Below are 25,906 nucleotides of genomic sequence, written 5' to 3' on the forward strand. Positions count from 1 at the left end.
CGAGATCGACCTTAGCTGGGCGGAGGCGTCAGGGGCGCAATGAGGTGGGCGCCCTCATTGCGATAGTTGCCGACTTCAGGCCCTACGGCGAACCATTCAAACGCGTCCACTGGCAAAGCATGCTCATGAAGCATGCGACCAGCGTCAGCGAGACTGATTTCCGAGACCCACGCTCTGGCGCTGTCGGCTTCGAACACCACGGGACGCCGATCGTGCACATCGAGCATTCCGCCCTCAGAGTCGGCCGTGATGATCCGAAATCCGTCATCTGGCCTGGGCTCCTGGCCGGGCTCTGAAAATTGCGGGTCATCTGAAAGACCGGAGCGATCTGCTTGATGGGCTGGACGTGCGAAGCAGAAACTTTCATTGATTCAAACAGCCATCCACTATTGCAGCATGTCCATAACTGGCTATGGAGAAAGACAGCAAAGATAGAAGCGGCCTCTGATGAACCTGCTGTGAATCCTTCCGGTTTTCTCAATCCAGAATCTTCACAAACTCTCTCTTCACGAGATCAGCATTTCTTAGTTTGCCAAATTCGTACATGGGCCCATCGTAAGAGTAAATGTTAAGAATTAGCCTATAGAACAAGGTCAAACACTTTGAAATTCGTTTGTGTTCTTTTTCCTGCCTTGCCTCCGTGTTTTCTTTAAATTTTGGATGTGCTGCCGAGTTTCTCAAGTCGCCCCATGCATTTTTTTCGTCATCTAGAACCATCCCCTTTTCCACAAGCATAGAAAGCGCCTTGCCTGCATGGATATTCCCCCATCTTTCCACGTGCTTTACAAGGGAATCTACATGAGTATCCTCCGCCTCAATCTCCTTTAATTTAACAATCAGGTCAACCTTGCTTTTTTCGAACGCCTCATCAGTGGCATTTATCTTCAGCGCGGGTATAAATATATCATTTAGCAACCCCTCTATCGCCACACCAAGCGTCAAGATAGTGATGTTTTTCTCTGAATTAAACGCATGCCACACCCTCATCCATTGGCTGTATGAGCTGTCAAAATGGAGAGGAGCATCAGTCTTAACTCGAATCATTTCCCGGAGAATGTCGTACTGACAGTTGGGCCAGCCTCCCCCTGCGGTCGCACTAGGAAACGGCTGGGGAATCTTAATGTTCCTTAGCTGCTTATTCGTGCTTTTTAGGTGTATTGAAACACTATCGGATGTGTTGCGGATCAAGCAGTACGGCTGAGGCAACACTCCAGACGACATACCGATATAGAAGAGCAAGACCTTGTAAAGCTCCTCAGAATCAAATTTTCCAGACGCCCTTACCACCGTTCTATCTTTCTTATTTAGAATTGAAACCTTAGACCCATTCAAAGATATCTCCGATTCATCCCAGGACATCGACTCGGAGCCGTAGGTGCTAGACATCGTATTCATCTTATTAGCCGGTATACCGGATTTTTCAAACAGCTCAAAATACAGATAGTCGTCCAGGCTTTCACCACGCCTATCAGTGTCTAGCACATAAACTTCATGCAATAACAGGCGCAGCATAAATGGCGGACTCCTATCGAAAACACCAATCCTTATTGAGAACTCCTCTGAATACACGGAATCTCCATCAAGGGTTTTTGCCTCAAGATATAATTTCTGGGTGCCATCGAACGGATCAGCCGGAAATGCTGAGTAGAAATCACTAGCGGGAACACCATCGGCCTCTTTACAAATCATCTCCAGATACAATGTGCCAACTTCATTAATCCTTAAAACACCGTACCCCTTCAAGCTAAGTCCATGTTCTATTTTTTGCCTGATGGACACGTGCACACAATGCACTTCCAAGCACGCGTCGTGCATCGCGTCGATTAACTTATTTGCGTTACCCATTATCTTTCCCTGTGTGCGATTAATATGCTGGCCAACTATCCAACCGGCTCTCGGCACGCCAGAACGCGCAGTTGTGGTTGGGATATCTGAAGGCTCCTTTCTTGGCCTTGCAATCCCTCTCATCTGGAACCGAAAACTAGTCCGCTTACCCGTATCCGTTCTGCTTGATGGCCGTCGGGTGATCACTTTGCCAGCCGTCGCGTGATTGCGGCTTGGGGGCCGGAGCGCAAACAGTGTCTTGCGAATGGCGGCGTTCGTAAGCAGCGCGGCGTCGTTCAGGTAAGCGAATTCGTCGCGGAACCAATCGGAAAATTTGGCAATTCCAAAAACGCAAAAAGACCTTCAAGGCAATATGCGTCGAGCGCCGCCAATAGCGGAATAGACACCTCGGCCCTCCAAAAGCTAAACGCAAAAATAATCGCAAAACATGAGTGGACGAGCGAGGAGACGAGGCTTTAAACGGTCCGAAGTCGCATCCGAAGTTCTTCTACTCGACCTGGCTGAGCTAAGCCCAGCTCGCCATTGCACCGAACCAAATTCCCTAACGCATCCACGGGCCAGCGCTCAGCGTCATCATCAATCGAGACCCAGTTTGCAAGGTGAGCACGACTCACATACCGGCAAATCTGCTCGTACCGCGAGGCTTTGTCCCACCACGTTTGATCGAACCAGCCTTTGCCCATTGAGCTATGCCAAGTCGCGCCAATCACCCGTGCTTGGAGCGACGCAGGTAGATAGCTTCGCGCACGCGAAAAGCCCAGGTGGCGTGCCCAGCTCGTACTCAAAACCACCTGGACCTGAGGGAAGTCTTCTAACACTTCCACCAACAAATTTGCCCACATGAAAAGCGCGCCGTCAGATCGCAATTTGGGCCCTTTTCGGGTCATGAAAACGGCATCCGGATGCAGTACGCCATCGAAATCGAGAAAAAGTACTCTGGATGGGGTGGTAGGTTGCGGCATGAGTAGGTCCGATCGATGACTACACCAAAGCTTCTTTAGGCTCTCGCAAGCGCATTTTCACTAGAGCCCCGACAAGCCAGTCCACGCAGCAGGCCTGAGCACCACTTGCAAACGCCTGCAAACCGGCGCCGCAATTTCGTCGCGCCTCGCACGGTGAATCGATACACTCCCAGCATGCGAATGCCAGAGGAACAGGCTTTGGATGGGGCGGTAAAGCGTATCGCGTTCTCCTATCCGCTATCTGATGTGAGACACCCTGATAGCGGATTGCAGGCACATGAAAGCGACCTTCTGGTCTGGTGGTACGGTCCTATCAAGCATGGCTCTCGCACCCGTTCCATTCCAGTAGTAACCGTTATTTTTCGGGCGTTGAAGAATGATGTGCCAGGTGGATATTTCAGGGCACAGCTGCCCTTAAGCAGCCTTCCCCATTACCGAAAGGGCACTATTTGGCGGAAGGGACAATGCATTTCAGATACCGAGGCAGAGGAAGAAAGGTTCAACGTCAACTTTTCGCCTGCTGGTTGGTCGCTGACCTCCCGAGCTGAGCTTTGTGCCGAAGGGAACTCTCATATTTTTCCTGACAGGGAATATCCTCTTCTTTGGCGGGACCGCGACAAATGCAGGCTAATTAACTTTAAACTTGCTGATGAGAAAAACCTACTCATCCCCTGCACCGAGTATTTTGTTCGCGCATATGCAAGAAACATGGAAATCTGTCGCGCTCTAGCGACATTGAGATGGTCGGACGTCATGTCCGCGTTCTACGATCCACCGCTACGAAGTGAATTGCGCTGGCAGGTCAATCCGTCCGGAATCATGCGCTTCTATGACGCAATTTTTCTTGGCCATCTTCTGTACGAAGATTATACGGAGATGCGCGTCAAGCATATTAATTCGCAATTCATATCGAGCTCGCCTGGAAAGGAAATTTTCCTCGATGTGGCACCTTGGTTCGAAGGGCCTGGAGAACTACTGTGCCGCGGCAGATGGATTAACCAAGGTCGGACGTTTATTTGTCTTGATCTAATTGGCTCAAGTGAGCCTTTAGGTCAACAGATAGAATGGCAGCGAAAACAAGTAGATACTTCCTCTGGAGTGGATGGCGGAAACATGTTGCTTCCACGACCTATCACCACCCTTGCAGCAGAGGAATTTCTAGCAGAAGCATCGAATATTGAGCCCGACCGTCACGCTGAAATTAAAATTGTTAAAGCGCGGACCTTCAAGCGACTCGGTCAGAAACGCAGCGTGATAAAAATCAAACGAGCGGTGCAAGCCAATCGGGGGAGAATGGGGCCCAAACCACCCAAGGCGGAGACCCATTCCAGCGGTACCGGCACCGGGTCCGGCAAGAACACAGGCAAGATTGAACACATCTCGGAAATTGAGCTTGAGTCTCGCGGCTTCCTTCGAGACATATGGAACGCGTTCAAGACAATTCAGGCGGCCAATCTGGAAAGAGTATCAGAACTAAGCTGGTACACACCGAACCACGGGTTCAGAAATCAAAGTGATCCCCAGGTTATTCTCATCCCCCCCGCCGATGACCATCCTGACAGCAAGGTTCGAGCATGGGTTTATCTCGACAAAGAGACATACCTGCGCCGTGGTCTGATGGTGCTGAAAATGAAGATCGATGGGGTTGACTATCTTTGTTTGGAAATACAGCGAAAAGAAGCAGAAGAGGGTGGCACGATAAAAGGGCACGCTGGGCTGCTCATGAAATCGAGCATGTGCGCCCAAGAAGAAATTACGGAATTTGTTGAAGACGTTTGCTCAAGGATCCGGTACGCAATCGGCAGCTTCAAAAATATACGCTCAACTTTTCCAGAGCAAACCAAGATCTTCAACCACATGCAGAAAGATCAAAAAATTCTTTATCGAAAGACATTGATCAACGCATTTGAAGAGCTAGGCGTTGAGCTCATTTGAAATTACTCCATTATAACCCGCCCGCGGTCATAGCTAGACACACTCGGCACCCATAACTTCTCGCCAGCGTGGTCGACGCTGAAACCATCGATCCCCTGGTAACTTTCTTTTTTATATACCAAAGTTTTTTGACTTGCCCTTCGGATATTGTGAAAGTACGCCAGTCCTTTAACAATCCACCTGGCCTCAAAATCACTGGCCTGCTGATCTTTTTCTTTAAGAAGTGCAACCAGCTCACGCTCAGCTTTGTCCTTCTTTGCTTTCGCCAGCCAATCATCGCTTGGACGCCATTTCAATTGAAGCTCATAGCTTTTATTTAGATGTCCAATAAACCCCGACAGGGCAGCGACATGCCCAGGCGAACCACGCCAGAATGATTCCAGCGCTTTCTGAGTGGGCAGCGCCCCTACCGCTAGGCGAGCGCTCTTGAGCAAGTTGGCGGCTGGACGCAATGCCAGCCGGATGGAGCGAAGATCCGTTTCACCACTTTCTCTGCGGGCACTTAGCGCTGTGAAGTACCCCATCAGCAGTTGCTGTGACCAGGGATCTTCGATTTCAGCCAAGATCGCATCAAGCCGCCGCTCCTCTGTGCGGGTCTCTCGATCTTCAGCGTTTACGCTGATTGCTCCTATCTCTGACAGCCATCGCATGGGAGTTTCGGCTCGGCGCAAACCAATGGCCGTATAGTGCTTGAGCATCTCGTCGTAGGACGGGATACCTCCCCATCGCTTCTCGATCGACCGAAAGAACCTGTAGAAACCATTGATCTTCATAGCAGCCTTGGATGGCCCGATTCTTTCGAAAACCCATTGCCCAAAGCGGCTAAAAAGCTGCTCGAACTGGTCCGAACTAAAGCCATGGAGATTGATCGCCAAACGCTTCTCGAAGGTCTTGGTCCAGCCGCAATCCTCACACTCACGTCCGCGCCCGGCCGGCATTCCCTTCCCGCACTTTTCACAGGCTCGCGTCACTTCTTTGGTGCAAGCACGGCAGCGGGAAATCCCATCCTCCCCAGGAACGAGCACTCTATGCCGTCTACAGCTTGGGCATGTAGCAGCAGGAGTCGCACACTGAGGACATACACGCAAACCGGTCGTCGTGTTGCGAGCTAACCGCTGCGAGGGCTTCCGGCATACCTCACAGGGCTCAATCGCTCGAAAATGATGTGCGCACGTCTTGCACACAGGCCCGTACGCTGAACGCATACCGATCTTGTAGTCCGTCTTCCCACATCGGAAGCAGGCGACATTGCGTTCGCAGGCGCTGCAGCGCGCGGCTAGATCGAAGACAGGAAGCCGGCCAATGTTCCCGCAACCAGCGCACATGCGACGCTTGAAAAGTCGCGGGTAGCACGTGGCACAGTACTTCTTCCCCTCGTGAACCTTAGAAGCCTTGGCCATTGCTCGCCCGCAGGCCTCGCACCCTAACTTAAGGGGCGATTCATCCGCCGCCATTTCTACGCATCCTTCTTTGCAAACGCAGCCACATCCGTAATACCTCGCGTGGCTTGCGGGGATACTGATGATCCGGCTTATCTGTCCTGGCTCTTGTACGCTTTTTCAGCACCGACGCCATGCGAACTAGTATGTCGGGAGATCCTTTTGCTGGAATCGGCAAGACGGATGCCGGGAGCGAGGCGTTAGCCGCTAGATCCATAAACCTCTCAGGGCCTGCGCGCATTATTGCCCATACACTCTCGATCAACCCAGCACGCTCAACCGGCCCTAAGTATTCGAGCTGCAATCCAGTGGCTATTGGCTGAAGGTTTGAGGGCTCAATTCCTATCGCCCGGAAGAAGCCCGCGGCTTCGGCAGAGCAATACCTCGCCGCCCCCTGCAAAAATCCAATCATGACGCGGGCTACAAACATCCACTCGGAGAAAGTCAGCTCAACCCGCCCAAAAGCTATGGTATGCCCTAAAGACCGGTCCACGTGCGCTTGGAAAGCTAGCGCTGAAGGTTTGGACGGGATCCGCTGGCATTCGCCAAGTGGCCATCTACACCGGTGGCAACGACAAATGCTGGCCCCTGGAAGTAGGAGCCCTGGCTGGAGCGGCGCAAAACAGTGGGGGCATCGATCAATCAACTGAACCTGATGTTTTGCGCAGGCTGTATGCCAGGCAAGGCGCCCTTGGATCAGGTAGTGAGGCGTTGGATCAGCAATACATTCCGGACAGCACTGAAGCCCTCCTGCGTGCGATCTGTTACGGCAGCCTAGGGCCAGAATCCAAGGCCAAGTTCCAATAGGCAGCGTTTCAGAGGCAAGCCGTAGAGATCGAGCCGCAGGAGCAAGAGTCGCTGCAGCTACTTGGGACACAGAGAGATCAGTGATTTCGGCAAGAGCTATAAGCCGCTGATGATCCAATCCCCTATCGAGATCCCTTGTCCAAGCACGAACTCGCGGCCATACGGCATAAGTCAGCGAAGATATCGGGCACCCGTGGGCCAATGCCGTTCTCACCAGCCACGATGAAAGCAGCTCGTCAGCCAGCAGCGGAGGAGTTAGCGGCCAACGGGGCGCTAGACCACGCGCTCCCGAATGCCACGAGTAGGGCGCACCCACGATTTGCTCTCGATAAGCTTTCGGTCGATGCACTCCTTGCCAGAGGTGATCGCTTCCTTTGCGCACTCGATAAGCAGGCTATGAAGGTCACCAGTGTTCCCGTTACATATCGAGTGAATTAACTGTGCAAGCTCCGGCTTGTACAGCTCCGATGGCTGCTTCAACGGTAACACCGCTTCAAACGCCTTCAGCATCCTCTGAAAGTCAGCATTCAGCTTCCATGTGGCCAGCTTAACTACATCGAATCGGCTCGCATGCTGAGGATCTAGATGAAGAATCTGCACCGCATCTGGCGTACCGACGCCAACGATAGGGATCACCAATTCGTTGCACAGCTTCTTGAGCGCGTTCATGACCTCACGCTGCTTGATAGCGGATCCCGTCAACATAGAGTGGATCTCGTCAATGATCAGCATGCGGACCTTCAGTTCGCGCAGCGAATGAATGACCTGATACCGCAACGTCAATTTCGAGTCCGTTGTTCGATAAGGCATCCATAAGGTTTCAAGTATCGCGACGTAGAGATCCTTCTCATCTGCAGAAGGAGGTGCTTCAGCAAGAATCACCGGCCGGACAGGTTCCGAGTTCTCATCCACGTAACCTTCATGGGTTTTGAGGAACTGCCGAACAATTGTGGTCTTACCATTGTTCGGCTCGCCCACGATTAGAAGATTTGGCATCCTCGGTCGCTTCGGCGCTTCCAATAGGCTCTCAAGCGTGTCGAGGATACTGTGAGCTGCCTGATACCCAATCCATCGGGGCTCCCCCATGAAGCGAATCCGCTCACGATCTGACAGCTGTAAAACAGGTCTAAAGTCTGCGAGAAGGTGGGAGAAGTCACTGCTCATTTGATATCTCCGATCAGATCAACATCATCAAGCAGTAGTCCATCGGTGGAGAGCATTTCCTCGACAGGCTTAGGTGGCGATTTTTTGGGGACAGCTGGGGTCGCGTTCTCGCGGTGAACACGGTGGCGCTGCGCCTCTCGGCGAGCTTTCTTCGTCTTGCCAGATGCAAGTTCTACCAGCTCTCGATTCTCAATGATCAGCCTGGCAATCAGCGCATCGTCGATGTGCTTACGCCCTTCCTCAGTTGCCTTGCGCTTAGCGGCCTTGTACTCCCAAACAGTGGCAGCTGGGAATGCCTGGTTGGCGACCGGCACGCGGAAGTACTGCTTCAGCACAGGGTCATAGAACCAGACGACGCTGATGTCTCTGGGGTCCCGCCGGAAAACAAACTTCCTCGCTAACCCAGTCCCTGGATCCTTCGTATTGATCCAATGACGAAGAGCCTCGGAGTAGTAGAACACGTCGATCTGCACGCCATACGGCTGAATGGTCCGCGTGAAGGACGGCATGAAGTCAAGCTGGACGGTTAGCGGATCTGAAGGTCTAGCAGGAATACCCACCAGGGGATCTAGTTCGCGATTTCCAAAGAACCCGATCTGCCACTTGCGAGCAGGGCTCATGTAGATCGCAGAGTGAGGCTCCTGGTGGTACCGAAGAATTGATCGGACCAGCCATTTTTCAAAATCGTCCATCGTCAGTGCGGCGTTCTTCTCCGAGTTATAGCCGTCACGAGCGAAAGTATTACTGAAGGTCGTGCCCGGAAGCTCGTGCACCATGCGCATGAACGATCCAATCAAGCGCTCAATGTGGCCACCGTATTTGGGAACCTTCACAGGCCTGAATATGTTCTCGATGTTGTAGTTCGAGCAGGACCGGCGAATGTTTTCAGCACGGAAATCCGGTCCGTTGTCGGAATGAACGATTCGCGGGAAACCCCAAACAGGCCATTCACCATCGATGTGGTGCAGATGCAACCAGTTCTCCTTCGGCAGCACCGAATGAGCGATGCACATGGCGACGGAAATCTCGGATGGCTCTTCTAGAGACAGGTAGTAGCCGACAATCATCCGCGAATGGACATCAATGGCTAGGGTTAACCAGAGCCGCCCAATAGGCATGCGGTGTTGGTCGTCGACGATGATCAGGTCAACGGGCGTATGGTCGATCTGCACGACCTCAAGTGGGTAATCCGCTCCGGGGAATTTTCCGACTGAAGGGGTATGTCTGTTTTTCGCTTTGTCGGCGTATCCACGCTTTCGCAAGGAATGCTTTTCGGGGATGCGCTTGATCCGCGCGCGGACGGCCGAAGCTCCCGGTGGCGTGATACCTAAGGCCTTTGCACGTCGTTCTACTTCCGCGATCGCAGACTGAATGGTTGGCCGCTGCAGATTCAGATAATGCTGGTCGATGACTTCGTTGATGAGCTTCTCAGCCTCAATCGTCAGACGGCTACTTCCTGCCTTCCATCCGCGCCTTCTCGGAATCAGCGCGAGCACCTCGTTCCAGTTTCGATATCGTTCCAACCAACGGTAAAGAGTGGCGGTATCGACGCCAACTTCCTTTGCCCGCTTCTCAACGCTGTCTTTGGGAGTCACTGCGTTGTTGATGAAAGGCTGGATTGCTGAGAAGCGCTGTTGAGCCACAGCCCACTCGGCTGAGCTGATCGTCGCAATGTCATAGTTCGCATAGAGACCATCGACTTTCTCTTGCTCAACAGCGCTCAGCTCAGAGACTCGCAGCGCCGCGCTCCTTCCCGATTCCACCTCCACACCAATGACGTTCTGGAAGTCCAAAATCTGGACGATGCGGAAAATCTGCTGTTCGCGGCGTACTACCGCGCCGACTTCGATGGCCACCCGCGCTCTGGTTGGCTCGAACGGCAGCAGATGCTCTTCAACGTCGACTTCATAAAGATTCATGGTGCGATCACCCAAACCTCAAGATACTCGTCCAAGGGTTCGTTGATGTCGCACTCGATCTTTCTGGTCGCAATGAGGTGCCATAGCAAGGCAACGCCTCTCCCGCGATAGATCCCCCTGAAGTGCCGAGCTAGCAGGTAGTGCACTGGCGCAATCTCCATTTCACTCAGCGTTTTCAACACCATATCGATGTCTTCCTGATCGAAAGCCATCCGCTCGAACCGCTCCAGGAACACGATGTTCTCCAACCCCAAGCCTCGAATACGAGACTCGTCGTAGATGCTGAAGGTCCATCCCTCTTGAATCGCATAGCGACGTGCAGCCTTCCATTTCCCCGACCATTTCCGCCAATGCTCGCGCCACTCATACGCCGGCTTGACCTCCACCAGCATTGGCTTGATGTAGTCCCGATAGTCGGCGTCGCCTTGGTCGAAATAAACCAAGTAGTCGGGCGTATAGGTCTGCGGGCGACCTAGCGAGTCAACGAACCCAACTGCGATCGGCTGAGCGACCACCGACTGGACGCGGTAGTTGAACTTCATCCTTTTGAGGAAATCGCGCTCAAGCAGAGACTCAAAAGGAATTCCTCCCACGTCCCGGAACGGCAGAAAACCCGACACGCTACGTCGGGTGGGTTTGATACGTCTTATCTGCTTAGGCTGGTCGCAGCTATTAACGCTCATCTTTAGCTCTGTCGCACCTATTTGCGAGGATATTCGCATCCATTTCCAATGACCATAACAGCGCTTCTAGGCCTCTAGCCTAGCTGCTTTGCATCTATTTCGAAAGCCGACAGTGGCAGCCGCCCGCAACCCGGGGAGATCACCCTGGCCCACCAGGGCGTGCTGTTTCTCGACGAGCTGCCGGAGTTCGACCGGAAGGTGCTGGAGGTGCTGCGCGAGCCGCTGGAGAGCGGCCAGATCGTGATTGCCCGGGCCCGCGACAAGGTGCGCTTCCCGGCGCGCTTCCAGCTGGTGGCGGCGATGAACCCCTGCCCCTGCGGCTACCTCGGCGATCCCGGCGGGCGCTGCCGCTGCACCCCGGAACAGATCCAGCGCTACCGCGGCAAGCTGTCCGGGCCGCTGCTTGACCGCATCGACCTGCACCTGACCGTGGCCCGCGAAAGCACTGCCCTCGGCCCCGGCCCGGCGCCCGGCCCGGGCAGCGCCGAGGTGGCGCAGCAGGTGGCCGCCGCGCGCCAGCGGCAGATGCAGCGGCAGGGCTGTGCCAATGCCTTTCTCGAGCTGAGCGGCCTGCACCAGCATTGTGCGCTGGCCCTCGTGGATCGCCAGTGGCTGGAACAGGCCTGCGAGCGCCTCGGTCTGTCGCTGCGCGCCGCCCACCGCCTGCTCAAGGTGGCGCGCACCCTGGCCGACCTGGAAGGCGTAACGCAGATTGCCCGGGCGCACCTGGCCGAGGCCCTGCAATACCGCCCGGCGTCGGCCTGAAACGAAAAAGCCCGGCAACGGCCGGGCTTGTTCATTGCGGCTGGATCAGCCGGCGCGCATCAGCTGGCCAGATCGTAAACCGGGCCGGCCTGACGCTGACGGCAGGCTTCGCCGAAGGCCTGGAACATCTTCACCGAGTCCGGGTTCTGCGCGGCTTGCCACTCCGGATGCCACTGCACGGCGAACAGGAACGGCGACAGGCTCGGCGCATGGAAGGCCTCGACCAGGCCGTCTTCGGCACGGGCCAGCACTTCCAGGCCCTTGCCCAGGGTCTTGATGCCCTGGCCATGCAGCGAGTTGACGCCGATTTCTTCGCTCTGCATCAGCTTGGCCAGCCAGGAGTTCGGCTGCAGGCGCACCTTGTGTGCCTCGGCGTACTGCACGGCGACCGGGTCTTCGGTGTTTTCCCGATGGTCGTTGAAGCCCGGCTCGGCATACACCTTCTGGTACATGTCGCCACCGAGGGCCACGTTGATTTCCTGCATGCCACGGCAGATGCCGAAGATCGGCAGGCCACGGGCGATGGCGGCCTTGATCAGCGGCAGGTCGAACAGGTCGCGGTCGCGATCCTGGCCTTTCTCGGGAGTCAGGTTTTCCTGGCCGTAGAGCACCGGATCGATGTTCGAGCCGGCGCCGGTCAGGTACACGCCGTCAGCCATGTCGAGGTATTGCTCGAGGTCTTCGGTACCGCAGCAGGTGGGCACCAATACCGGTACACAGCCGGCGATCTCCACCAGCGGCTTGATGTATTTGTGGGTCATCACCTGGTAGTCGTGGCCCTTGCGCTCTTGGGCGCCCATGGACATCAGCACGACGGGTTTGCGTTTGGCAGAAGAAGTGTTCTTGGCACTGTTGTTGTTGGACATACGTCACCTTGGGGCAGGTCGGCCTGCCGTTGCTGTGCAGGTGGGTCGGGAGATCGACGCGCTACCTGTTTGGCACGGTTTCCGTCTGTCGGCGGCGTAGCTGGGCCTCGCCTGGAGGCATGGGAATGGAAGGTAACGAACCTCCCGCGACGGCCGCATGAACAGACGAACCGCCCACACAGTCTGCCTGAGCCGTAAAATATGTCAAACATTTCAAGCCGATAGCGTTTGAGAATCAGACCGCGCCTGGAGCCAGAGCGGCCGAATGACGGCGCATTAGCGGCGTGAAGCCGGCAGGATCCCGGCGCGATGGTCCATTATTTTTTACGCCAACCGTATGAAATCCTGAAAGGCCAGTACCTCAGCCGGCAATGCGCTGCACCGCCGGCAGGCGCATCTGCGCCACCTCGCCGAGCAGGAACTCGCGCAGGCGGCGCAGGCGCTCCTCGCCGCGGCGACCCTTCGGCCACACCAGGTAGTAGCTGTCGCCGCTGGCCACCGCCGAGGGCCAGGGCAGGCCCAGGCGACCCTGCTCGGCATCCTCGGCGATCATCACCAGGTCACCGATCGATACCCCGTAGCCGCGTGCGGCGGCGACTATGCCCAGCTCCAGGGTGTCGAACACCTGCCCGCCCTTGAGTGGCACCTGCTCGCCCAGCTGCATGGCTTGCAGCCAGCGCCGCCAGTCGCGGCGATCCGGGGTCGGATGGAGCAACTCGCTGGCCTGCAGACGCGGCAGATCCCAGGGCCCGGCGGCGGCCGCCTCCGGCGCACAGACCGGAATCAGCCATTCGGCGAACAGCTCGACGCTTTCCCACTCCTCGGGAAAGGCGCTGCCATTGCTCAGCAGTACCGCGCAGTCGAACGGCTCGTGATGGAAATCGACCTTGTCCACGTCCATCCAGGCGCTGGTCAGCTGCACTTCGATGTCGGCATTGCGCTGGCGAAAGCGCGACAGCCGCGCCAGCAGCCAGCGCATGGTCAAGGTCGAGGGCGCCTTCAGGCGCAGGGTGGCGTCGTCGGCACTCAGCGCCGTGCAGGCCCGCTCCAGCGCATCGAAACCGTCGCGCACGCCGGGCAAGAGCAGCCGTGCGCTCTCGCTCAGGCGCAGGTTGCGCCCGCTGCGCTCGAACAGGCGGCAGGCGAAATGCTCTTCCAGGGTGCGGATATGCCGGCTCACCGCACTCTGGGTGATGGCCAGCTCCTCGGCGGCGCGGGTGAAAGAGGCATGCCGGGCGGCAGCCTCGAAGGCGCGCAGGGCATAGAGCGGTGGCAGACGGCGGCTCACCGGGCGGCCATTTCATGAGTTTTAATCATGCCAAGCATCGCTTTTTTCCTTTTGTGCCATCCCGGCCGAATCAACAGAATAAGCTGATTCTCCGCTCGCCCGACTCGGGCCGGCAAGCCTGATGATTGAGCCTGACTCATGCCTTACGCGATCCGCAACGAACTCCTCGCCATCTTCCGCCTGGCCGGCCCGCTGATCGCCGCCCAGCTGGCCCACGTGCTGATGGTGTTCACCGACACCCTGATGATGGGCAAGCTCGGCCCCGCCGAACTGGCCGCCGGCGGCCTCGGCGCGGCCAGCTATTCGTTCGTCTCGATCTTCTGCGTCGGCGTGCTGGCCGCAGTCGGCAACCTGGTCGCCATTCGCCACGGCGCCGGCGACACGGCCGGGGTCACCCGCCTGGCGCAGAACGGTCTGTGGCTGGCCGGCGGCCTGGCCCTGGCCAGCGGCCTGCTGCTGTGGAACCTTGGCCCGCTGCTGGCCCATTTTGGTCAAGAGCCACACAACATCGCGGGCGCCCAGCAGTTCCTCTCCACCCTGGTGTTCGCCCTGCCCGGCTACCTGGGTTTCATGGCCCTGCGCGGTTTCCCGGCGGCCATCGGCCGGCCGGGGCCGGTGATGGCCATCAGCATCGGCGGCGCCATCGCCAACTTCGCCCTCAACTGGGCACTGATCCACGGCTGGTTCGGCCTGCCGCCGCTGGGTCTGGCCGGCATCGGCCTGGTCACCGCAGTGGTGGCCAATGCCATGACCCTGCTGCTGTTCCTCTACCTGCTGCGCCATCCGGCCTATGCCGCCTACCCGCTGCGCCAGGGCCTGCTGCAACCGCGCCTGGCCGAGCTCAAGGAACTGCTGCGCCTGGGCCTGCCGATTGGCGGCACCTATGCGGTGGAGTCCGGCCTGTTCGCCTTCGCCACCCTGTGCATGGGCGCCATCGGCAGCCATGCGCTGGCCGCGCACCAGATCGCGATCATGTCGGTATACGTGGCCTTCATGGTGCCGGTGGGCATCTCCTACGCCACCACCTTCCGCATCGGTCAGCACTATGGCGCCGGGCGCATGCGCGAGGCGCGCCGCGCCGGGCGCCTGGGCATCGGCGTGGGCGGCGTGTGCATGCTCGGCTTCGCCCTGCTGTTCTGGCTGGCGCCGCAGTGGGTGGTGGGGATGTTCCTCGATGCGCACGACCCGGCCTTCGCCGAGATCGCCAGCCTGGCCGTCGGCCTGCTGGCGGTAGCCGCCTGGTTCGAGCTGTTCGACGGTATCCAGACCATCGCCATGGGCGCCATCCGCGGCCTCAAGGATGGCAAGACCACCTTCCTGGTCGGCCTGGCCTGCTACTGGGCGATCGGCGCACCGTTGGCCTGGCTGCTGGCCTTTGCCCTCGGCTGGGGTGCCGAAGGCGTGTGGTGGGGGCTGGCTGGCGGCCTGGCCTGCGCGGCCATCGGCCTGACCCTGGCCTTCGAATGGAAGACCGCGCAGCTGCTGCGGCCTGCTGTGGCCGCGGGCGAGACCTGCCTGTCGTAGGATCGGGCGGGCGAGCGGCCTAGGAGGGCAGTGCGGCCAGCAATGGCTGGCGCATGCCGAACACCAGGAAGCGCGCCAGATCGGCCAGCGGCAGGGCCTTGCTGATCATGTAGCCCTGCACCTGGTCACAGCCGAACTGGCGCAGCAGGGCCAGCTGCTCGGCGTTCTCCACGCCCTCAGCGACCACCTCCAGATGGAGGTTGTGCGCCAGGTTGATCATCGCCCGCACCAGCTGGCGGTTTTCCGAACGCTCGCCCATGCCGCCGACGAAGCTCTTGTCGATCTTCAGCAGGGTGATCGGCAGGTTGTTGAGGTGCACGAAGGAGGAGAAACCGGTACCGAAGTCGTCCAGCGAGAAACGCACGCCGAGGCGGCCGAGGGCCTGCATGGTCTGCTGCACCTGGTCGCTGCGGCGCATCACGGCGGTTTCGGTCAGCTCGAACTCGAGCCACTGTGCATCCACCCCGCGCTCCTCGATCAGGCGCTCCAGGGTGCTCAGCAGCTGGCTGTCCTGGAACTGGCGGAACGACAGGTTGACCGCCATGTGCAGCGCCGGCAGGCCGCGCCCGCGCAGCCACTGCATGTCGCGCAGGGCGCGAGAAATCACCCAGTAGCCAAGCGGCACGATCAGCCCGCTCTCTTCGGCCAGCGGCACGAATTCGTCCGGGCCGAGCAGCCCGCGTTCGCTGTGGCGCCAGCGCACCAGCGCCTCGATGCCGACGATGCGCCCGCTCTGCAGGCACAGCCGCGGCTGGTAGTGCAGCTCCAGCTCGTCGCGGCGCAGGGCGCGGCGCAGCTCGCTTTCCAGGTCGGCCAGGCTACGTGCGCTGCGGTTGATGCGCTCGTCGTAGATACGGTAGGTGCAGCCCTGGGCCGCCTTGGCCTGCTGCATGGCGATGTGCGCGTGCCACATCAGCGGGTCGGCGCCGGCATCGGCGCGGGCATGGGCGATGCCCAGGCTGCTGCCGAGCAGCAGGCTCTCGCCATCGATCCAGTAGGGCTCGGCCAGGGCCTCGCTGATGCGCTCGGCAACCTGCTCGGCGCGCAGCGGGTCGCGGCGGGTATCCAGCAGCAGGGCGAACTCGTCGCTGCCCAGGCGGGCCAGGCGGTCGCCGGCCTCCAGCTGCCCCTTGAGTCGCGCCACCACCTGCAGGATCAGGCGGTCGCCGGCCTGGTGGCCGAGGGCGTCGTTGACGTGCTTGAAGTTGTCCAGGTCGAGGTGGCCGAGGGACAGGCCACGCCCGCGGTATTCCGCCAGGTGGGCGGCGAGCAGGGTATGGAAGCCCTGGCGGTTGGCGATGCCGGTCAGCGGATCCTGCTCGGCCAGGCGCTGCAGGGTGTTCTGCAGCTGGCTGCGTTCGGCGGCGTAACGCAGGCAGCGGCGCAGCTGGTCGGTACTCAGGTGGTCGCGCACCAGCCAGTCGTAGACATCGGCGGGCGCCTGCTGCGGTTCCTCGTCGAGCAGCAGTACCACCGGCAGCGGGCACAGCCCGGGGGCCGGCTGGCAGGCCGGAGTGGTCAGCAGCAGGCCTTCGTAGGGGTTGTCGAACAGGCTGCAGGCCGCTTCCCAGGTCGGGGCGGTAATCAGCGGATAGCCGTTGCCCAGCGCCGCCAGCCGCGTACGCAGCAAGGCGGCCCATTCCGGCTGCTCAGCCAGCAGGACCAGGCGCAAAGGTTCGACTAGCGCGGACAAACGACCTCCCCGGGGTCATCAAGACAGACTTACCTCGTCTGCATGCGCCGTACTCGGCGTCTCTGTCTGCTCGTCCTTGTGCAGCTTTCTGCGCATCCTGCGGGAAAGGCATAGCAGCGGCAACCGCGGACGGGCGGAACAATCGTACATGATCTTTAAAAATAGTGACTTATCACACATTCCTGAAGCTTTTTATCCAGAGAGACACCCCGACGGAGTGAACCTTCGCCGACGGCCCGTGGTCAGTCTGGCCCTGTTAGAATGCCCGCCTCGTTTTTTCCGACTTCGATTCCCGTCATGTCCCGACTCAATCCCCGGCAGCAAGAGGCCGTGAACTACGTCGGCGGCCCGCTGCTGGTGCTCGCCGGTGCCGGCTCCGGCAAGACCAGCGTGATCACCCGCAAGATCGCCCACCTGGTGCAGAACTGCGGCATCCAGGCCCGCCACATCGTCGCCATGACCTTCACCAACAAGGCCGCGCGCGAGATGAAGGAGCGCGTCGGCACCCTGCTCAAGGGCTCCGAGGCGCGCGGCCTGACCGTGTCGACCTTCCACAACCTGGGCATGAACATCATCCGCAAGGAATACGCGGCGCTGGGCTACAAGCCGGGCTTCTCGATCTTCGACGACGGCGACATCAAGGCCCTGCTGACCGACATCATGCAGAAGGAATACGCCGGCGATGACGGCGCCGACGAGGTCAAGAACTACATCGACAGCTGGAAGAACGACCTGATCCTGCCCGAGGAGGCGCTGGCCAATGCGCGCAACCCCAAGGAGCAGACCGCCGCCATCGTCTACCTGCACTACCAGCGCACGCTCAAGGCGTACAACGCGGTGGACTTCAACGACCTGATCCTGCTGCCGGTGAAGCTGTTCCAGGAGCACAAGGACATCCTCGAGAAGTGGCAGAACCGCATCCGCTACCTGCTGGTGGACGAGTACCAGGACACCAACTCCAGCCAGTACCTGCTGGTGAAGCTGCTGGTGGGCATGCGCAACCAGATCACCGTGGTCGGTGACGACGACCAGTCGATCTACGCCTGGCGCGGCGCGCGCCCGGAAAACCTGATGCTGCTCAAAGAGGACTACCCGTCGCTGAAGGTCGTGATGCTGGAGCAGAACTACCGCTCCACCAGCCGCATCCTCAAGTGCGCCAACACCCTCATCGCCAACAACCCGCACGCCTTCGAGAAGCAGCTGTGGAGCGAGATGGGCATGGGCGACGAGATCCGCGTGATCCGCACCCGCAACGAAGACGCCGAGTGCGAGCGGGTGGCCCTGGAGATCCTCACCGAACACCTGCGCACCCAGCGCCCGTACAGCGACTTCGCCATCCTCTACCGCGGCAACTACCAGGCCAAGCTGATGGAGCTGAAGCTGCAGCACCACCAGATTCCCTATCGCCTGTCCGGCGGCACCAGCTTCTTCGCCCGCCAGGAGGTGAAGGATCTGATGAGTTACTTCCGCCTGCTGGTCAATCCAGATGACGACAACGCCTTTCTGCGGGTGATCAACGTACCGCGCCGCGAGATCGGCTCGACCACCCTGGAGAAGCTCGGCAACTACGCCACCGAGCGCAAGATCAGCATGTACGCCGCCAGCGACGAGATCGGCCTGGGTGAGCACCTCGACAGCCGCTACACCGAGCGCCTCTCGCGCTTCAAGCGCTACATGGACAAGATCCGCGAGCTGTGTGCCGGCACCGACCCGATCGGCGCCATCCGCAGCATGGTGGTGGATATCGACTACGAAAACTGGCTACGGCAGAACGCCTCCAGCGACAAGGTCGCCGAGGCACGCATGGGCAACGTCTGGTTCCTCGTCGAGGCGCTGAAGAACACCCTGGACAAGGACGAAGACGGCGACATGACCGTCGAGGACGCCATCGGCAAGCTGGTGCTGCGCGACATGCTGGAACGCCAGCAGGAAGAGGAAGAAGGCGCCGAGGGCGTGCAGATGATGACCATGCACGCCTCCAAGGGCCTGGAATTCCCCTCGGTGTACATCATCGGCTTCGAGGAGGAGATCCTCCCGCACCGCTCCAGCATCGAGGCCGACACCATCGAGGAAGAGCGCCGCCTGGCCTACGTCGGCATCACCCGCGCCAAGCGCAACCTGGCGCTGACCTTCGCCGCCAAGCGCAAGCAGTACGGCGAGATCATCGACTGCACGCCAAGCCGCTTCCTCGACGAACTGCCGCCGGAAGACCTGGTCTGGGAAGGCCAGGAAGACGCGCCGGTGGAGGTCAAGGCCGCCCGCGGCAACGATGCCCTGGCCAGCATGCGCGCACTGCTGAAGAAGTAGCCGCGCGCCGCGCCGACAAATCGCGGGCAAGAAAAAACCGCCACAGGGGCGGTTTTTTCGGCGACAGCCGGGCTGTTACAGGCCGGACATCTTCTTGATGGTGGCTTTCAGCTCATCATCCGAGCAGTCGGCGCAGGTGCCTTTCGGCGGCATCGCATTGATACCGGAAATGGCCTTGGCCAGCAGGCCGTCGAGGCCGCCCTGCTCGCTGGCGCGCTTCTTCCAGTCGGCGCTGTCGCCGATCTTCGGTGCGCCCAGCACACCCGCCATGTGGCAGGCGCCACAGTGACCGGCGATGATGTCGTCCGGCGTCTTCGCGCCGCCGCCGGCAGAAGCCGCTACGGCTTCGATGCCCTTGCACTCTTGGCCCTGGACACAGACTTCACCGACCGGCTTGATGCGCTCGGCGATCTCGTCGTTGGTCGCAGCCTGAGCGCTCACAGCCCACAGGGCCAATACGGCAGCGTTGGCTGCCAGCAGCTTCTTGATCAGGTTCACGGTACACCCTCATTGTGGCTAGTCACGCCCGCGGCCACGGTTTCGCGAGCGGGCGCAGTATAACGGTAAGACCTGCCGGCCGGAACAACCCAACTTGTCGCAGGGGCATTGGACTTTGGATGCACACCCAAAGTCCTGCTCACGCCCCGCTCAATCAGAAGTTGGCCGGTGTGGTGGCACTGACCAGACGCGCCGGCCGGTCGAACGGATTGCGGAAGCGGTGTGGCTTGGTGCTGTCGAAGTAGTAGCTGTCGCCCGGCTCGAGGATGAACACCTCGGCGCCCACGGTCAGCTCGAGACGCCCGTCGACCAGCATGCCGGCTTCTTCGCCGTCATGGTTGAGCATCTCGTCACCGGTATCGGAGCCCGGCGGATAGGTTTCGTCGAGGAAAGTAATGGCCCGGCTGGGATGTGCCTTGCCGATCAGCTTCATGGTCACGGCACCGCTGGAAAGGTCGGTCAGTTCGTCGGCCCGGTACACCACCTGGGTGTGGTTGTCCTGCTCCAGATCGAGGGAGAAGAACTCCACCAACGACATCGGGATACCACCGAGCACCTTCTTCAGCGAGCTGATCGAGGGGCTCACGCTGTTCTTCTCGATCATCGAAATGGTGCTGTTGGTAACTCCCGCGCGCTTGGCGAGCTCACGCTGGGATAGGCCTTTGAGTTTGCGAATAGATTGCAGTCGAACACCGACGTCCAATGCGGGGATCCTCCTTGGGAAACAGGCACGGTTAGATCGCCGTATCATGGCAACAGTGTTCAGTATTTACAACACTCGCTCCGCAAATCCTTTGCAGGGTGTTGCTCAGCCCCCGGAATAGAGCCTTGGCACCCGCTTGAGGTTGCAGAACAGCTGGTATGGAATGCTGCCCGAAACCTGGGCGACATCACTGGCGAGGACGTTGCGCCCCCACAGTTCGACCCGGCTGCCGAGGCCGGCCTGGGGCAGTTCGGTGAGATCGACGGTGAGCATATCCATGGATACGCGGCCGATCAGGCGGGTCAGCTGGCCATCGACCATGACCGGCGTGCCGGTCGGTGCGTGGCGCGGATAGCCGTCGGCATAACCCATGGCAACCACGCCGACGCGGGTCGGCCGCTCGCTGACGAAGCGCGCGCCGTAGCCCACCGGCTCGCCGGCCGGCAGCTCACGCACGCTGATGATCTTCGATTCCAAGGTCATTACCGGCTTCAGCCGCGCAGCCTGTTCCTGCGCCTGCTCGAAGGGCGTGGCGCCGTACAGCATGATGCCCGGGCGCACCCAGTCGCTGGGGATTTCCGGCCAGCCGAGGATGGCCGGCGAGTTGCGCAGGCTGATCTCCGCCTGCAGGCCGTTGCGTGCCTCGTGGAACAGCGCCAGCTGCTCGGCGCTGCGCGGGCAGTCCGGCTCGTCGGCGCGGGCGAAGTGGCTCATCAGCACGATCTTCTCAACCTTGCCGCTGGCCAGCAGGCGGGCGTGGGCATCGCGGTACTCAGCCGGGTGCAGACCGACCCGGTGCATACCCGAATCGAGTTTCAGCCACACCTGCAGCGGCCGCGCCAGACGAGCGCGCTCGATGGCTTCGACCTGCCAGGCGGCATGCACCACACACCACAGCTGGTGCTGGTCGATCAGGCTCAGCTCGGCTTCTTCAAAGAAGCCCTCGAGCAGCAGGATCGGCTTGCGGATGCCGGCGTAACGCAGCTCCAGCGCTTCTTCGATACAGGCCACGGCGAAGCCGTCAGCCTCCGCCGCCAGCGCCTCGGCGCAGCGCGTGGCGCCGTGGCCATAGGCATCGGCCTTGACCACCGCCAGGGCTTTGGCGCCGCTGATCTCGCGGGCGAGGCGGTAGTTGTGGCGCAGGGCTTCGAGATCGATCAGGGCACGGGCGGGGCGCATGGCAGGCACTTCTTATTGGTAAAAAAAGCCCGGCACGAGTGCCGGGCGAGTCAGGGATATCAGTTCTGGGCAGCGACCACGGTCATTTCCACCAGCACCCGCGGGTCGTACAGCGTGGCCTCGACGCAGGCGCGGGCCGGAGCAGCACCTTCGGCGACCCAGGTGTCGTACACCTCGTTGAGGCCGGCGTAGTCGGCGGCGATGTCCTTGAGGTAGATGGTCACCGAGAGGATCTTCGACTTGTCGCTGCCGGCCTCGGCGAGGAAGCGGTCGATGTTGGCCAGGGTCTGGCGAGTCTGCTCACGGATGTCGCCGGCGTAGTCGTCAGCCAGCTGGCCCGCCAGGTAGACGGTGCCGTTATGGATGACGATTTCGCTGTAGCGCTTTTCAATGCGCAGGCGCTGGATGGGCATGCTTGTGGGTCTCCTTGGTGTTGCCGTAGCGGGAAATATCCAGGCCTTCCGGGCTGATCTGCGGGCGCTTCTTGGCCATCAGGTCGGCGAGGAAGCGACCGGAGCCGCAGGCCATGGTCCAGCCAAGGGTACCGTGTCCGGTGTTGAGGAACAGGTTGCGGAAAGCGGTGGCGCCCACGATCGGCGTGCCGTCCGGAGTGGTCGGACGCAGGCCGGTCCAGAACTCGGCCCGGGCCAGATCGCCACCCTCGGGGTACAGATCACTGGTGATCATTTCCAGGGTTTCGCGGCGGCGCGGGTTGAGGCTCAGGTCGAAACCGGCGATCTCGGCCATGCCGCCGACGCGGATGCGGTTGTCGAAACGGGTGATGGCGACCTTGTAGGTCTCGTCGAGAATGGTCGAGGCCGGCGCCATCGCCGCATTGGTGATCGGCACGGTCAGCGAGTAGCCCTTGAGCGGGTACACCGGCGCACGCACGCCCAGCGGCTTGAGCAGTTGCGGGCTGTAGCTGCCGAGCGCCAGCACATAGCGGTCGGCGGTTTCCAGCTTGCCGTCGATCCACACGCCGTTGATGCGGTCGCCGGCATGGTCGAGGCGCTCGATGTTGCAGCCGAAGCGGAACTCCACGCCCAGGGCCTTGGCCATATCCGCCAGCTTGGTGGTGAACATCTGGCAGTCGCCGGTCTGGTCGTTGGGCAGGCGCAGGGCGCCGGCCAGCTTGTCGGTGACATTGGCCAGGGCCGGTTCGACGCGGGCGATGCCGGCGCGGTCGAGCACCTCATAGGGCACGCCGGAAGCTTCCAGCACGGCGATGTCCTTGGCCGCGTTGTCGAGCTGGGCCTGGGTGCGGAACAGCTGGGTGGTACCGAGCTGGCGGCCTTCGTAGGCGATGCCGGTTTCGGCGCGCAGCTCGTCGAGGCAGTCGCGGCTGTACTCGGACAGGCGCACCATGCGTTCCTTGTTCACCGCGTAGCGGGCGGCAGTGCAGTTGCGCAGCATCTGCGCCATCCACAGGTACTGGTCGACATCGGCGGTGGCCTTGATCGCCAGCGGCGCATGGCGCTGCAGCAGCCACTTGATGGCCTTCAGCGGTACGCCCGGCGCGGCCCAGGGCGAGGCGTAGCCAGGGGAAACCTGGCCGGCGTTGGCGAAGCTGGTTTCCAGGGCCGGGCCATTCTGGCGGTCGACCACCACCACCTCGAATCCGGCACGGGCCAGATAGTAGGCGCTGGCGGTACCGATCACACCACTGCCAAGAACCAGAACACGCATCTTCGTCTCCTCGCTGCGGGCACAGCCACAAGCGTTTGTTATTTTGACCAACGATGGGCGCAGTATAGGAAGGCGAGGCTAGCGATATTCACTGTTTATCAAACTGCATTTGGCGTTAGTTCTCGACGCAGAGCGGTTTGACAGGAAGCCACCCAGGCGATATGGCTGGACTTGCAGCATACTCCCAGTGAATTATCGCGTTCTGCTATTCCACACACGCCACCGCCCACCGGAGCCCGCCATGCGCACCCAGCACCAGAGCCGCCGCGAACTGGACAAGATCGACCGCAACATCCTGCGCATCCTCCAGGAGGACGGGCGCATCAGCTTCACCGAGCTGGGCGAGCGGGTCGGCCTGTCCACCACGCCCTGCACCGAGCGGGTGCGGCGCCTGGAGCGCGAAGGCATCATCATGGGCTACCACGCCCGCCTCAATCCGCAGCAGCTCAAGGCCAGCCTGCTGGTGTTCGTCGAGATCAGCCTGGACTACAAGTCCGGCGACACCTTCGAGGACTTCCGCCGCGCCGTGCTCAAGCTGCCCCACGTGCTGGAATGCCACCTGGTCAGCGGCGACTTCGACTACCTGGTGAAGGCACGGATCAACGAGATGGCCAGCTACCGCAAGCTGCTCGGCGACATCCTGCTCAAGCTGCCGCACGTGCGCGAATCGAAGTCCTACATCGTCATGGAAGAGGTGAAGGAGAGCCTGAGCCTGCCGGTGCCGGAATGACGCCGACGCGCAGCCGATCCTCAGACCAGACGCTGGCGGGTGCTGGCGATCAGCTGATGGACTTGCCGCTCGACCGCCGGCTCGATCGGCACTTCCGGCCCCTGCCCGCGCGGGCACGGCAGGTTCGGCGTGGTGCCGAACAGGCGGCAGATCAGCGGGCGCTGGTCGTACACCGTGCAGCCCTGGGGGCCGAGGTGCACACAGTTGTACTCGGCCAGCGCGGCATCGTGTTCGGCCTCGCTCTTCACCGACAGGCGTGCCAGCTCTTCGGATGAAGCGGTGACCGGGCCACAGCAATCGTGGCAGCCCGGCACGCAGGCAAAACCGGGAATCTGTCGGCGCAGGTGATCGATCTTGCGGTTGATGCAGCTCATGGACAGGCTCGCAGTGGATCCGCGCAGTTTACCCGGCGCTGCCGGCCATTCCCCGCAGCACGACGACCGGCTTCGGGAAAAACAGTTTTTACCGCACCCCTCTTGGCTAGCGGCAAGTCACGCGCTTATCCTGCGTCAAATTTTAACAACACCTAAAACAGGATTTCGCACATGAACGCCCGCGTTCACCAGCCACACCAGTCCGCCGTGCATAGCGACCAGCACGCATCCTCCTACTACGCCGCCACTGCCAACCAGCAGCTGGCCTATCCGCCGCTGGCGGGTGAGGAGCTGGCTGATGTGTGCATTGTCGGTGGCGGGTTTTCCGGTCTCAACACCGCCATCGAGCTGGCCCAGAAGGGCTTCTCGGTGGTGCTGCTGGAGGCCCATCAGGTCGGCTGGGGCGCCAGCGGGCGCAACGGCGGCCAGCTGATCCGCGGTGTCGGCCACGGCGTCGAACAGTTCGCCTCGGTGATCGGCCAGGACGGCGTGCGCAACCTCAAGCTGATGGGCCTGGAAGCGGTGGAAATCGTCCGCCGCCGGGTCGAGCAGTACAACATCAACTGCGACCTGACCTGGGGTTACTGTGACCTGGCCAACAAGCCGGCGCACCTGGACGACTTCGCCGAAGACAAGGCCGAGCTGGAAAGCCTCGGCTACCGCCACGAGCTGCGCCTGCTGCAGCCGGATCAGATGCACCAGGTGGTCGGCTCCGAGCGCTACGCCGGCGGCATGATCGACATGGGCTCCGGCCACCTGCACCCGCTCAACCTGGCCCTCGGCGAAGCCGCCGCTGCGGCCTCGCTCGGCGTCAAGCTGTTCGAACACTCGGCAGTGACCCGCATCGACTACGGCAGCGAAGTGAAAGTCCACACCGCCCAGGGCAGCGTGCGCGCCAAGACCCTGGTGCTGGCCTGCAACGCCTACCTCAACGGCCTCAACAGCAAGCTCGGCGGCAAAGTACTGCCGGCCGGCAGCTACGTGATCGCCACCGAGCCGCTGTCGCCGGCCCAGGCACGCAACTTGATTCCGCAGAACATGGCCCTGTGCGACCAGCGGGTAACGGTGGACTACTTCCGCCTGTCCGCCGACAACCGCCTGCTGTTCGGCGGTGCCTGCCACTACTCGGGCCGCGACCCGGCGGATATCGCCGCCTACATGCGGCCGAAGATGCTGCAGGTGTTCCCGCACCTGAAAGACGTGAAGATCGACTACCAGTGGGGCGGCATGATCGGCATCGGCGCCAACCGTCTGCCACAGATCGGCCGCCTCAAGGAGCAGCCCAACGTGTTCTACGCCCAGGCCTATGCCGGCCACGGCGTCAACGCCACCCACCTGGCCGGCAAGCTGCTGGCCGAGGCCATCAGCGGCCAGCAGGGTGGCGGCTTCGAGCTGTTCAACCAGGTGCCGCACATGACCTTCCCCGGCGGCAAGCATCTGCGTTCGCCACTGCTGGCACTGGGCATGGCCTGGTACCGCCTAAAGGAAGCCGTCGGCCTGGTCTGATAACCCTTCACGTTGGCCAAACGCAATACCAGA

At 60.4% G+C, this 25,906-nt stretch carries 22 protein-coding genes and 1 pseudogene; 6 read left to right on the forward strand and 17 right to left on the reverse strand.

Annotated elements, in window-relative coordinates; genetic code table 11:
* Window positions 1–11: 11 nt before the first annotated feature.
* The 3 genes from A9179_RS23215 to A9179_RS21800 form a co-directional block, all read right to left on the reverse strand.
* Window positions 12–227, reverse strand: coding sequence for an SOS response-associated peptidase family protein (locus A9179_RS23215; RefSeq protein ID WP_394354747.1), 216 nt, complete (start codon window positions 225–227; stop codon window positions 12–14).
* 250 nt (window positions 228–477) lie between these two features.
* A complete protein-coding gene (locus tag A9179_RS21795) occupies window positions 478–1,785 on the reverse strand; it encodes a hypothetical protein (RefSeq protein ID WP_187808278.1) in 1,308 nt (435 codons plus the stop codon).
* A gap of 515 nt (window positions 1,786–2,300) precedes the next feature.
* Window positions 2,301–2,807 carry an HAD domain-containing protein gene (locus tag A9179_RS21800; protein WP_187808279.1) on the reverse strand — a complete coding sequence of 169 codons (507 nt, stop codon included), beginning with the start codon at window positions 2,805–2,807 and terminating at the stop codon, window positions 2,301–2,303.
* Window positions 2,808–2,987: 180 nt separating this feature from the next.
* Here A9179_RS21800 and A9179_RS21805 point away from each other — a divergent pair, with 180 nt between their 5' ends.
* Window positions 2,988–4,742 (forward strand): hypothetical protein, encoded by a 1,755-nt coding sequence (locus A9179_RS21805; protein WP_262410638.1) that lies wholly within the window; start codon window positions 2,988–2,990, stop codon window positions 4,740–4,742.
* A gap of 2 nt (window positions 4,743–4,744) precedes the next feature.
* On the opposite strand, the gene A9179_RS21810 is transcribed toward A9179_RS21805, so the two are convergent.
* From A9179_RS21810 to A9179_RS21830, 5 genes are all read right to left on the reverse strand, one after another.
* On the reverse strand, window positions 4,745–5,617 hold the full coding sequence (locus A9179_RS21810) for a hypothetical protein (RefSeq protein ID WP_187808280.1): 873 nt from the start codon (window positions 5,615–5,617) through the stop codon (window positions 4,745–4,747).
* A 565-nt stretch (window positions 5,618–6,182) separates the two neighbouring features.
* Window positions 6,183–7,370, reverse strand: coding sequence for a TniQ family protein (locus A9179_RS23220; protein WP_394354748.1), 1,188 nt, complete (start codon window positions 7,368–7,370; stop codon window positions 6,183–6,185).
* On the reverse strand, window positions 7,262–8,152 hold the full coding sequence (locus A9179_RS21820) for a TniB family NTP-binding protein (protein ID WP_187808282.1): 891 nt from the start codon (window positions 8,150–8,152) through the stop codon (window positions 7,262–7,264). Before A9179_RS21820 ends, A9179_RS23220 begins: the two co-directional genes overlap by 109 nt.
* Complete coding sequence (locus A9179_RS21825; protein ID WP_187808283.1) at window positions 8,149–10,071, reverse strand: Mu transposase C-terminal domain-containing protein; 1,923 nt, start codon at window positions 10,069–10,071, stop codon at window positions 8,149–8,151. Before A9179_RS21825 ends, A9179_RS21820 begins: the two co-directional genes overlap by 4 nt.
* The gene (locus tag A9179_RS21830) at window positions 10,068–10,613 is read right to left on the reverse strand and encodes a TnsA endonuclease N-terminal domain-containing protein (RefSeq protein WP_187808660.1); all 546 of its coding nucleotides are present in this window, start codon (window positions 10,611–10,613) and stop codon (window positions 10,068–10,070) included. The genes A9179_RS21825 and A9179_RS21830 overlap by 4 nt, the downstream gene beginning before the upstream one ends.
* Window positions 10,614–10,868: 255 nt before the next feature.
* Between A9179_RS21830 and A9179_RS21835 the strand changes: the two are divergent.
* Window positions 10,869–11,519, forward strand: a pseudogene (locus A9179_RS21835) (ATP-binding protein); the annotation flags it as partial.
* Between the two features lie 59 nt (window positions 11,520–11,578).
* Here A9179_RS21835 and A9179_RS21840 read toward each other — a convergent pair.
* Window positions 11,579–12,385: a gamma-glutamyl-gamma-aminobutyrate hydrolase family protein gene (locus A9179_RS21840; RefSeq protein WP_187808284.1), complete on the reverse strand. Its 807-nt coding sequence runs from the start codon at window positions 12,383–12,385 to the stop codon at window positions 11,579–11,581.
* Between the two features lie 361 nt (window positions 12,386–12,746).
* A complete protein-coding gene (locus A9179_RS21845; RefSeq protein ID WP_187808285.1) occupies window positions 12,747–13,673 on the reverse strand; it encodes a LysR substrate-binding domain-containing protein in 927 nt (308 codons plus the stop codon).
* 138 nt (window positions 13,674–13,811) lie between these two features.
* Between A9179_RS21845 and A9179_RS21850 the strand changes: the two genes are divergently transcribed.
* Complete coding sequence (locus tag A9179_RS21850) at window positions 13,812–15,197, forward strand: NorM family multidrug efflux MATE transporter (protein ID WP_187808286.1); 1,386 nt, start codon at window positions 13,812–13,814, stop codon at window positions 15,195–15,197.
* A 19-nt stretch (window positions 15,198–15,216) separates the two neighbouring features.
* On the opposite strand, the gene A9179_RS21855 is transcribed toward A9179_RS21850, so the two are convergent.
* The gene (locus A9179_RS21855; protein ID WP_187808287.1) at window positions 15,217–16,890 is read right to left on the reverse strand and encodes a putative bifunctional diguanylate cyclase/phosphodiesterase; all 1,674 of its coding nucleotides are present in this window, start codon (window positions 16,888–16,890) and stop codon (window positions 15,217–15,219) included.
* A 297-nt stretch (window positions 16,891–17,187) separates the two neighbouring features.
* Between A9179_RS21855 and rep the strand changes: the two genes are divergently transcribed.
* Entirely contained in the window at window positions 17,188–19,197 is a 2,010-nt protein-coding gene (gene rep, locus A9179_RS21860) for a DNA helicase Rep (protein ID WP_187808288.1), read from the forward strand.
* Between the two features lie 75 nt (window positions 19,198–19,272).
* On the opposite strand, the gene A9179_RS21865 is transcribed toward rep, so the two are convergent.
* The 5 genes from A9179_RS21865 to dadA all read right to left on the reverse strand — a co-directional run bounded on the left by A9179_RS21865 (window position 19,273) and on the right by dadA (window position 23,263).
* Window positions 19,273–19,695 carry a c-type cytochrome gene (locus tag A9179_RS21865; protein ID WP_187808289.1) on the reverse strand — a complete coding sequence of 141 codons (423 nt, stop codon included), beginning with the start codon at window positions 19,693–19,695 and terminating at the stop codon, window positions 19,273–19,275.
* A 154-nt stretch (window positions 19,696–19,849) separates the two neighbouring features.
* On the reverse strand, window positions 19,850–20,398 hold the full coding sequence (locus tag A9179_RS21870) for a cupin domain-containing protein (RefSeq protein WP_187808290.1): 549 nt from the start codon (window positions 20,396–20,398) through the stop codon (window positions 19,850–19,852).
* Between the two features lie 105 nt (window positions 20,399–20,503).
* Complete coding sequence (gene alr / locus A9179_RS21875) at window positions 20,504–21,577, reverse strand: alanine racemase (RefSeq protein ID WP_187808291.1); 1,074 nt, start codon at window positions 21,575–21,577, stop codon at window positions 20,504–20,506.
* A 59-nt stretch (window positions 21,578–21,636) separates the two neighbouring features.
* Window positions 21,637–21,990, reverse strand: a complete 354-nt coding sequence (locus tag A9179_RS21880) for a RidA family protein (RefSeq protein WP_187808292.1) — start codon at window positions 21,988–21,990, stop codon at window positions 21,637–21,639.
* Entirely contained in the window at window positions 21,965–23,263 is a 1,299-nt protein-coding gene (gene dadA / locus A9179_RS21885; RefSeq protein ID WP_187808293.1) for a D-amino acid dehydrogenase, read from the reverse strand. Before dadA ends, A9179_RS21880 begins: the two co-directional genes overlap by 26 nt.
* Window positions 23,264–23,504: 241 nt before the next feature.
* Here dadA and dadR point away from each other — a divergent pair, with 241 nt between their 5' ends.
* Window positions 23,505–23,993: a transcriptional regulator DadR gene (dadR, locus tag A9179_RS21890; RefSeq protein WP_173211121.1), complete on the forward strand. Its 489-nt coding sequence runs from the start codon at window positions 23,505–23,507 to the stop codon at window positions 23,991–23,993.
* Between the two features lie 20 nt (window positions 23,994–24,013).
* Here dadR and A9179_RS21895 read toward each other — a convergent pair whose 3' ends face one another.
* Window positions 24,014–24,367 carry a YkgJ family cysteine cluster protein gene (locus A9179_RS21895; protein WP_187808294.1) on the reverse strand — a complete coding sequence of 118 codons (354 nt, stop codon included), beginning with the start codon at window positions 24,365–24,367 and terminating at the stop codon, window positions 24,014–24,016.
* 171 nt (window positions 24,368–24,538) lie between these two features.
* Between A9179_RS21895 and A9179_RS21900 the strand changes: the two genes are divergently transcribed.
* Window positions 24,539–25,873 (forward strand): NAD(P)/FAD-dependent oxidoreductase, encoded by a 1,335-nt coding sequence (locus A9179_RS21900; protein ID WP_187808295.1) that lies wholly within the window; start codon window positions 24,539–24,541, stop codon window positions 25,871–25,873.
* The last annotated feature ends 33 nt before the right edge of the window (window positions 25,874–25,906 follow it).

Origin of the sequence: Pseudomonas alcaligenes (genome assembly GCF_014490745.1) — a bacterium.
Taxonomy (GTDB): Bacteria; Pseudomonadota; Gammaproteobacteria; order Pseudomonadales; family Pseudomonadaceae; genus Aquipseudomonas; species Aquipseudomonas alcaligenes_C.

Bases quoted from the DNA above. Each gene is read 5' to 3' on its own strand.
- A9179_RS23215 (WP_394354747.1), bottom strand. From the start codon at position 227: ATGCTCGATGTGCACGATCGGCGTCCCGTGGTGTTCGAAGCCGACAGC.
- A9179_RS21800 (WP_187808279.1), bottom strand. From the start codon at position 2,807: ATGCCGCAACCTACCACCCCATCCAGAGTACTTTTTCTCGATTTCGAT.
- A9179_RS21805 (WP_262410638.1), top strand. From the start codon at position 2,988: ATGCCAGAGGAACAGGCTTTGGATGGGGCGGTAAAGCGTATCGCGTTC.
- A9179_RS21820 (WP_187808282.1), bottom strand. From the start codon at position 8,152: ATGAGCAGTGACTTCTCCCACCTTCTCGCAGACTTTAGACCTGTTTTA.
- A9179_RS21825 (WP_187808283.1), bottom strand. From the start codon at position 10,071: ATGAATCTTTATGAAGTCGACGTTGAAGAGCATCTGCTGCCGTTCGAG.
- A9179_RS21830 (WP_187808660.1), bottom strand. From the start codon at position 10,613: ATGAAGTTCAACTACCGCGTCCAGTCGGTGGTCGCTCAGCCGATCGCA.
- A9179_RS21840 (WP_187808284.1), bottom strand. From the start codon at position 12,385: ATGTCCAACAACAACAGTGCCAAGAACACTTCTTCTGCCAAACGCAAA.
- A9179_RS21850 (WP_187808286.1), top strand. From the start codon at position 13,812: ATGCCTTACGCGATCCGCAACGAACTCCTCGCCATCTTCCGCCTGGCC.
- rep (WP_187808288.1), top strand. From the start codon at position 17,188: ATGTCCCGACTCAATCCCCGGCAGCAAGAGGCCGTGAACTACGTCGGC.
- alr (WP_187808291.1), bottom strand. From the start codon at position 21,577: ATGCGCCCCGCCCGTGCCCTGATCGATCTCGAAGCCCTGCGCCACAAC.
- A9179_RS21880 (WP_187808292.1), bottom strand. From the start codon at position 21,990: ATGCCCATCCAGCGCCTGCGCATTGAAAAGCGCTACAGCGAAATCGTC.
- dadA (WP_187808293.1), bottom strand. From the start codon at position 23,263: ATGCGTGTTCTGGTTCTTGGCAGTGGTGTGATCGGTACCGCCAGCGCC.
- dadR (WP_173211121.1), top strand. From the start codon at position 23,505: ATGCGCACCCAGCACCAGAGCCGCCGCGAACTGGACAAGATCGACCGC.
- A9179_RS21895 (WP_187808294.1), bottom strand. From the start codon at position 24,367: ATGAGCTGCATCAACCGCAAGATCGATCACCTGCGCCGACAGATTCCC.
- A9179_RS21900 (WP_187808295.1), top strand. From the start codon at position 24,539: ATGAACGCCCGCGTTCACCAGCCACACCAGTCCGCCGTGCATAGCGAC.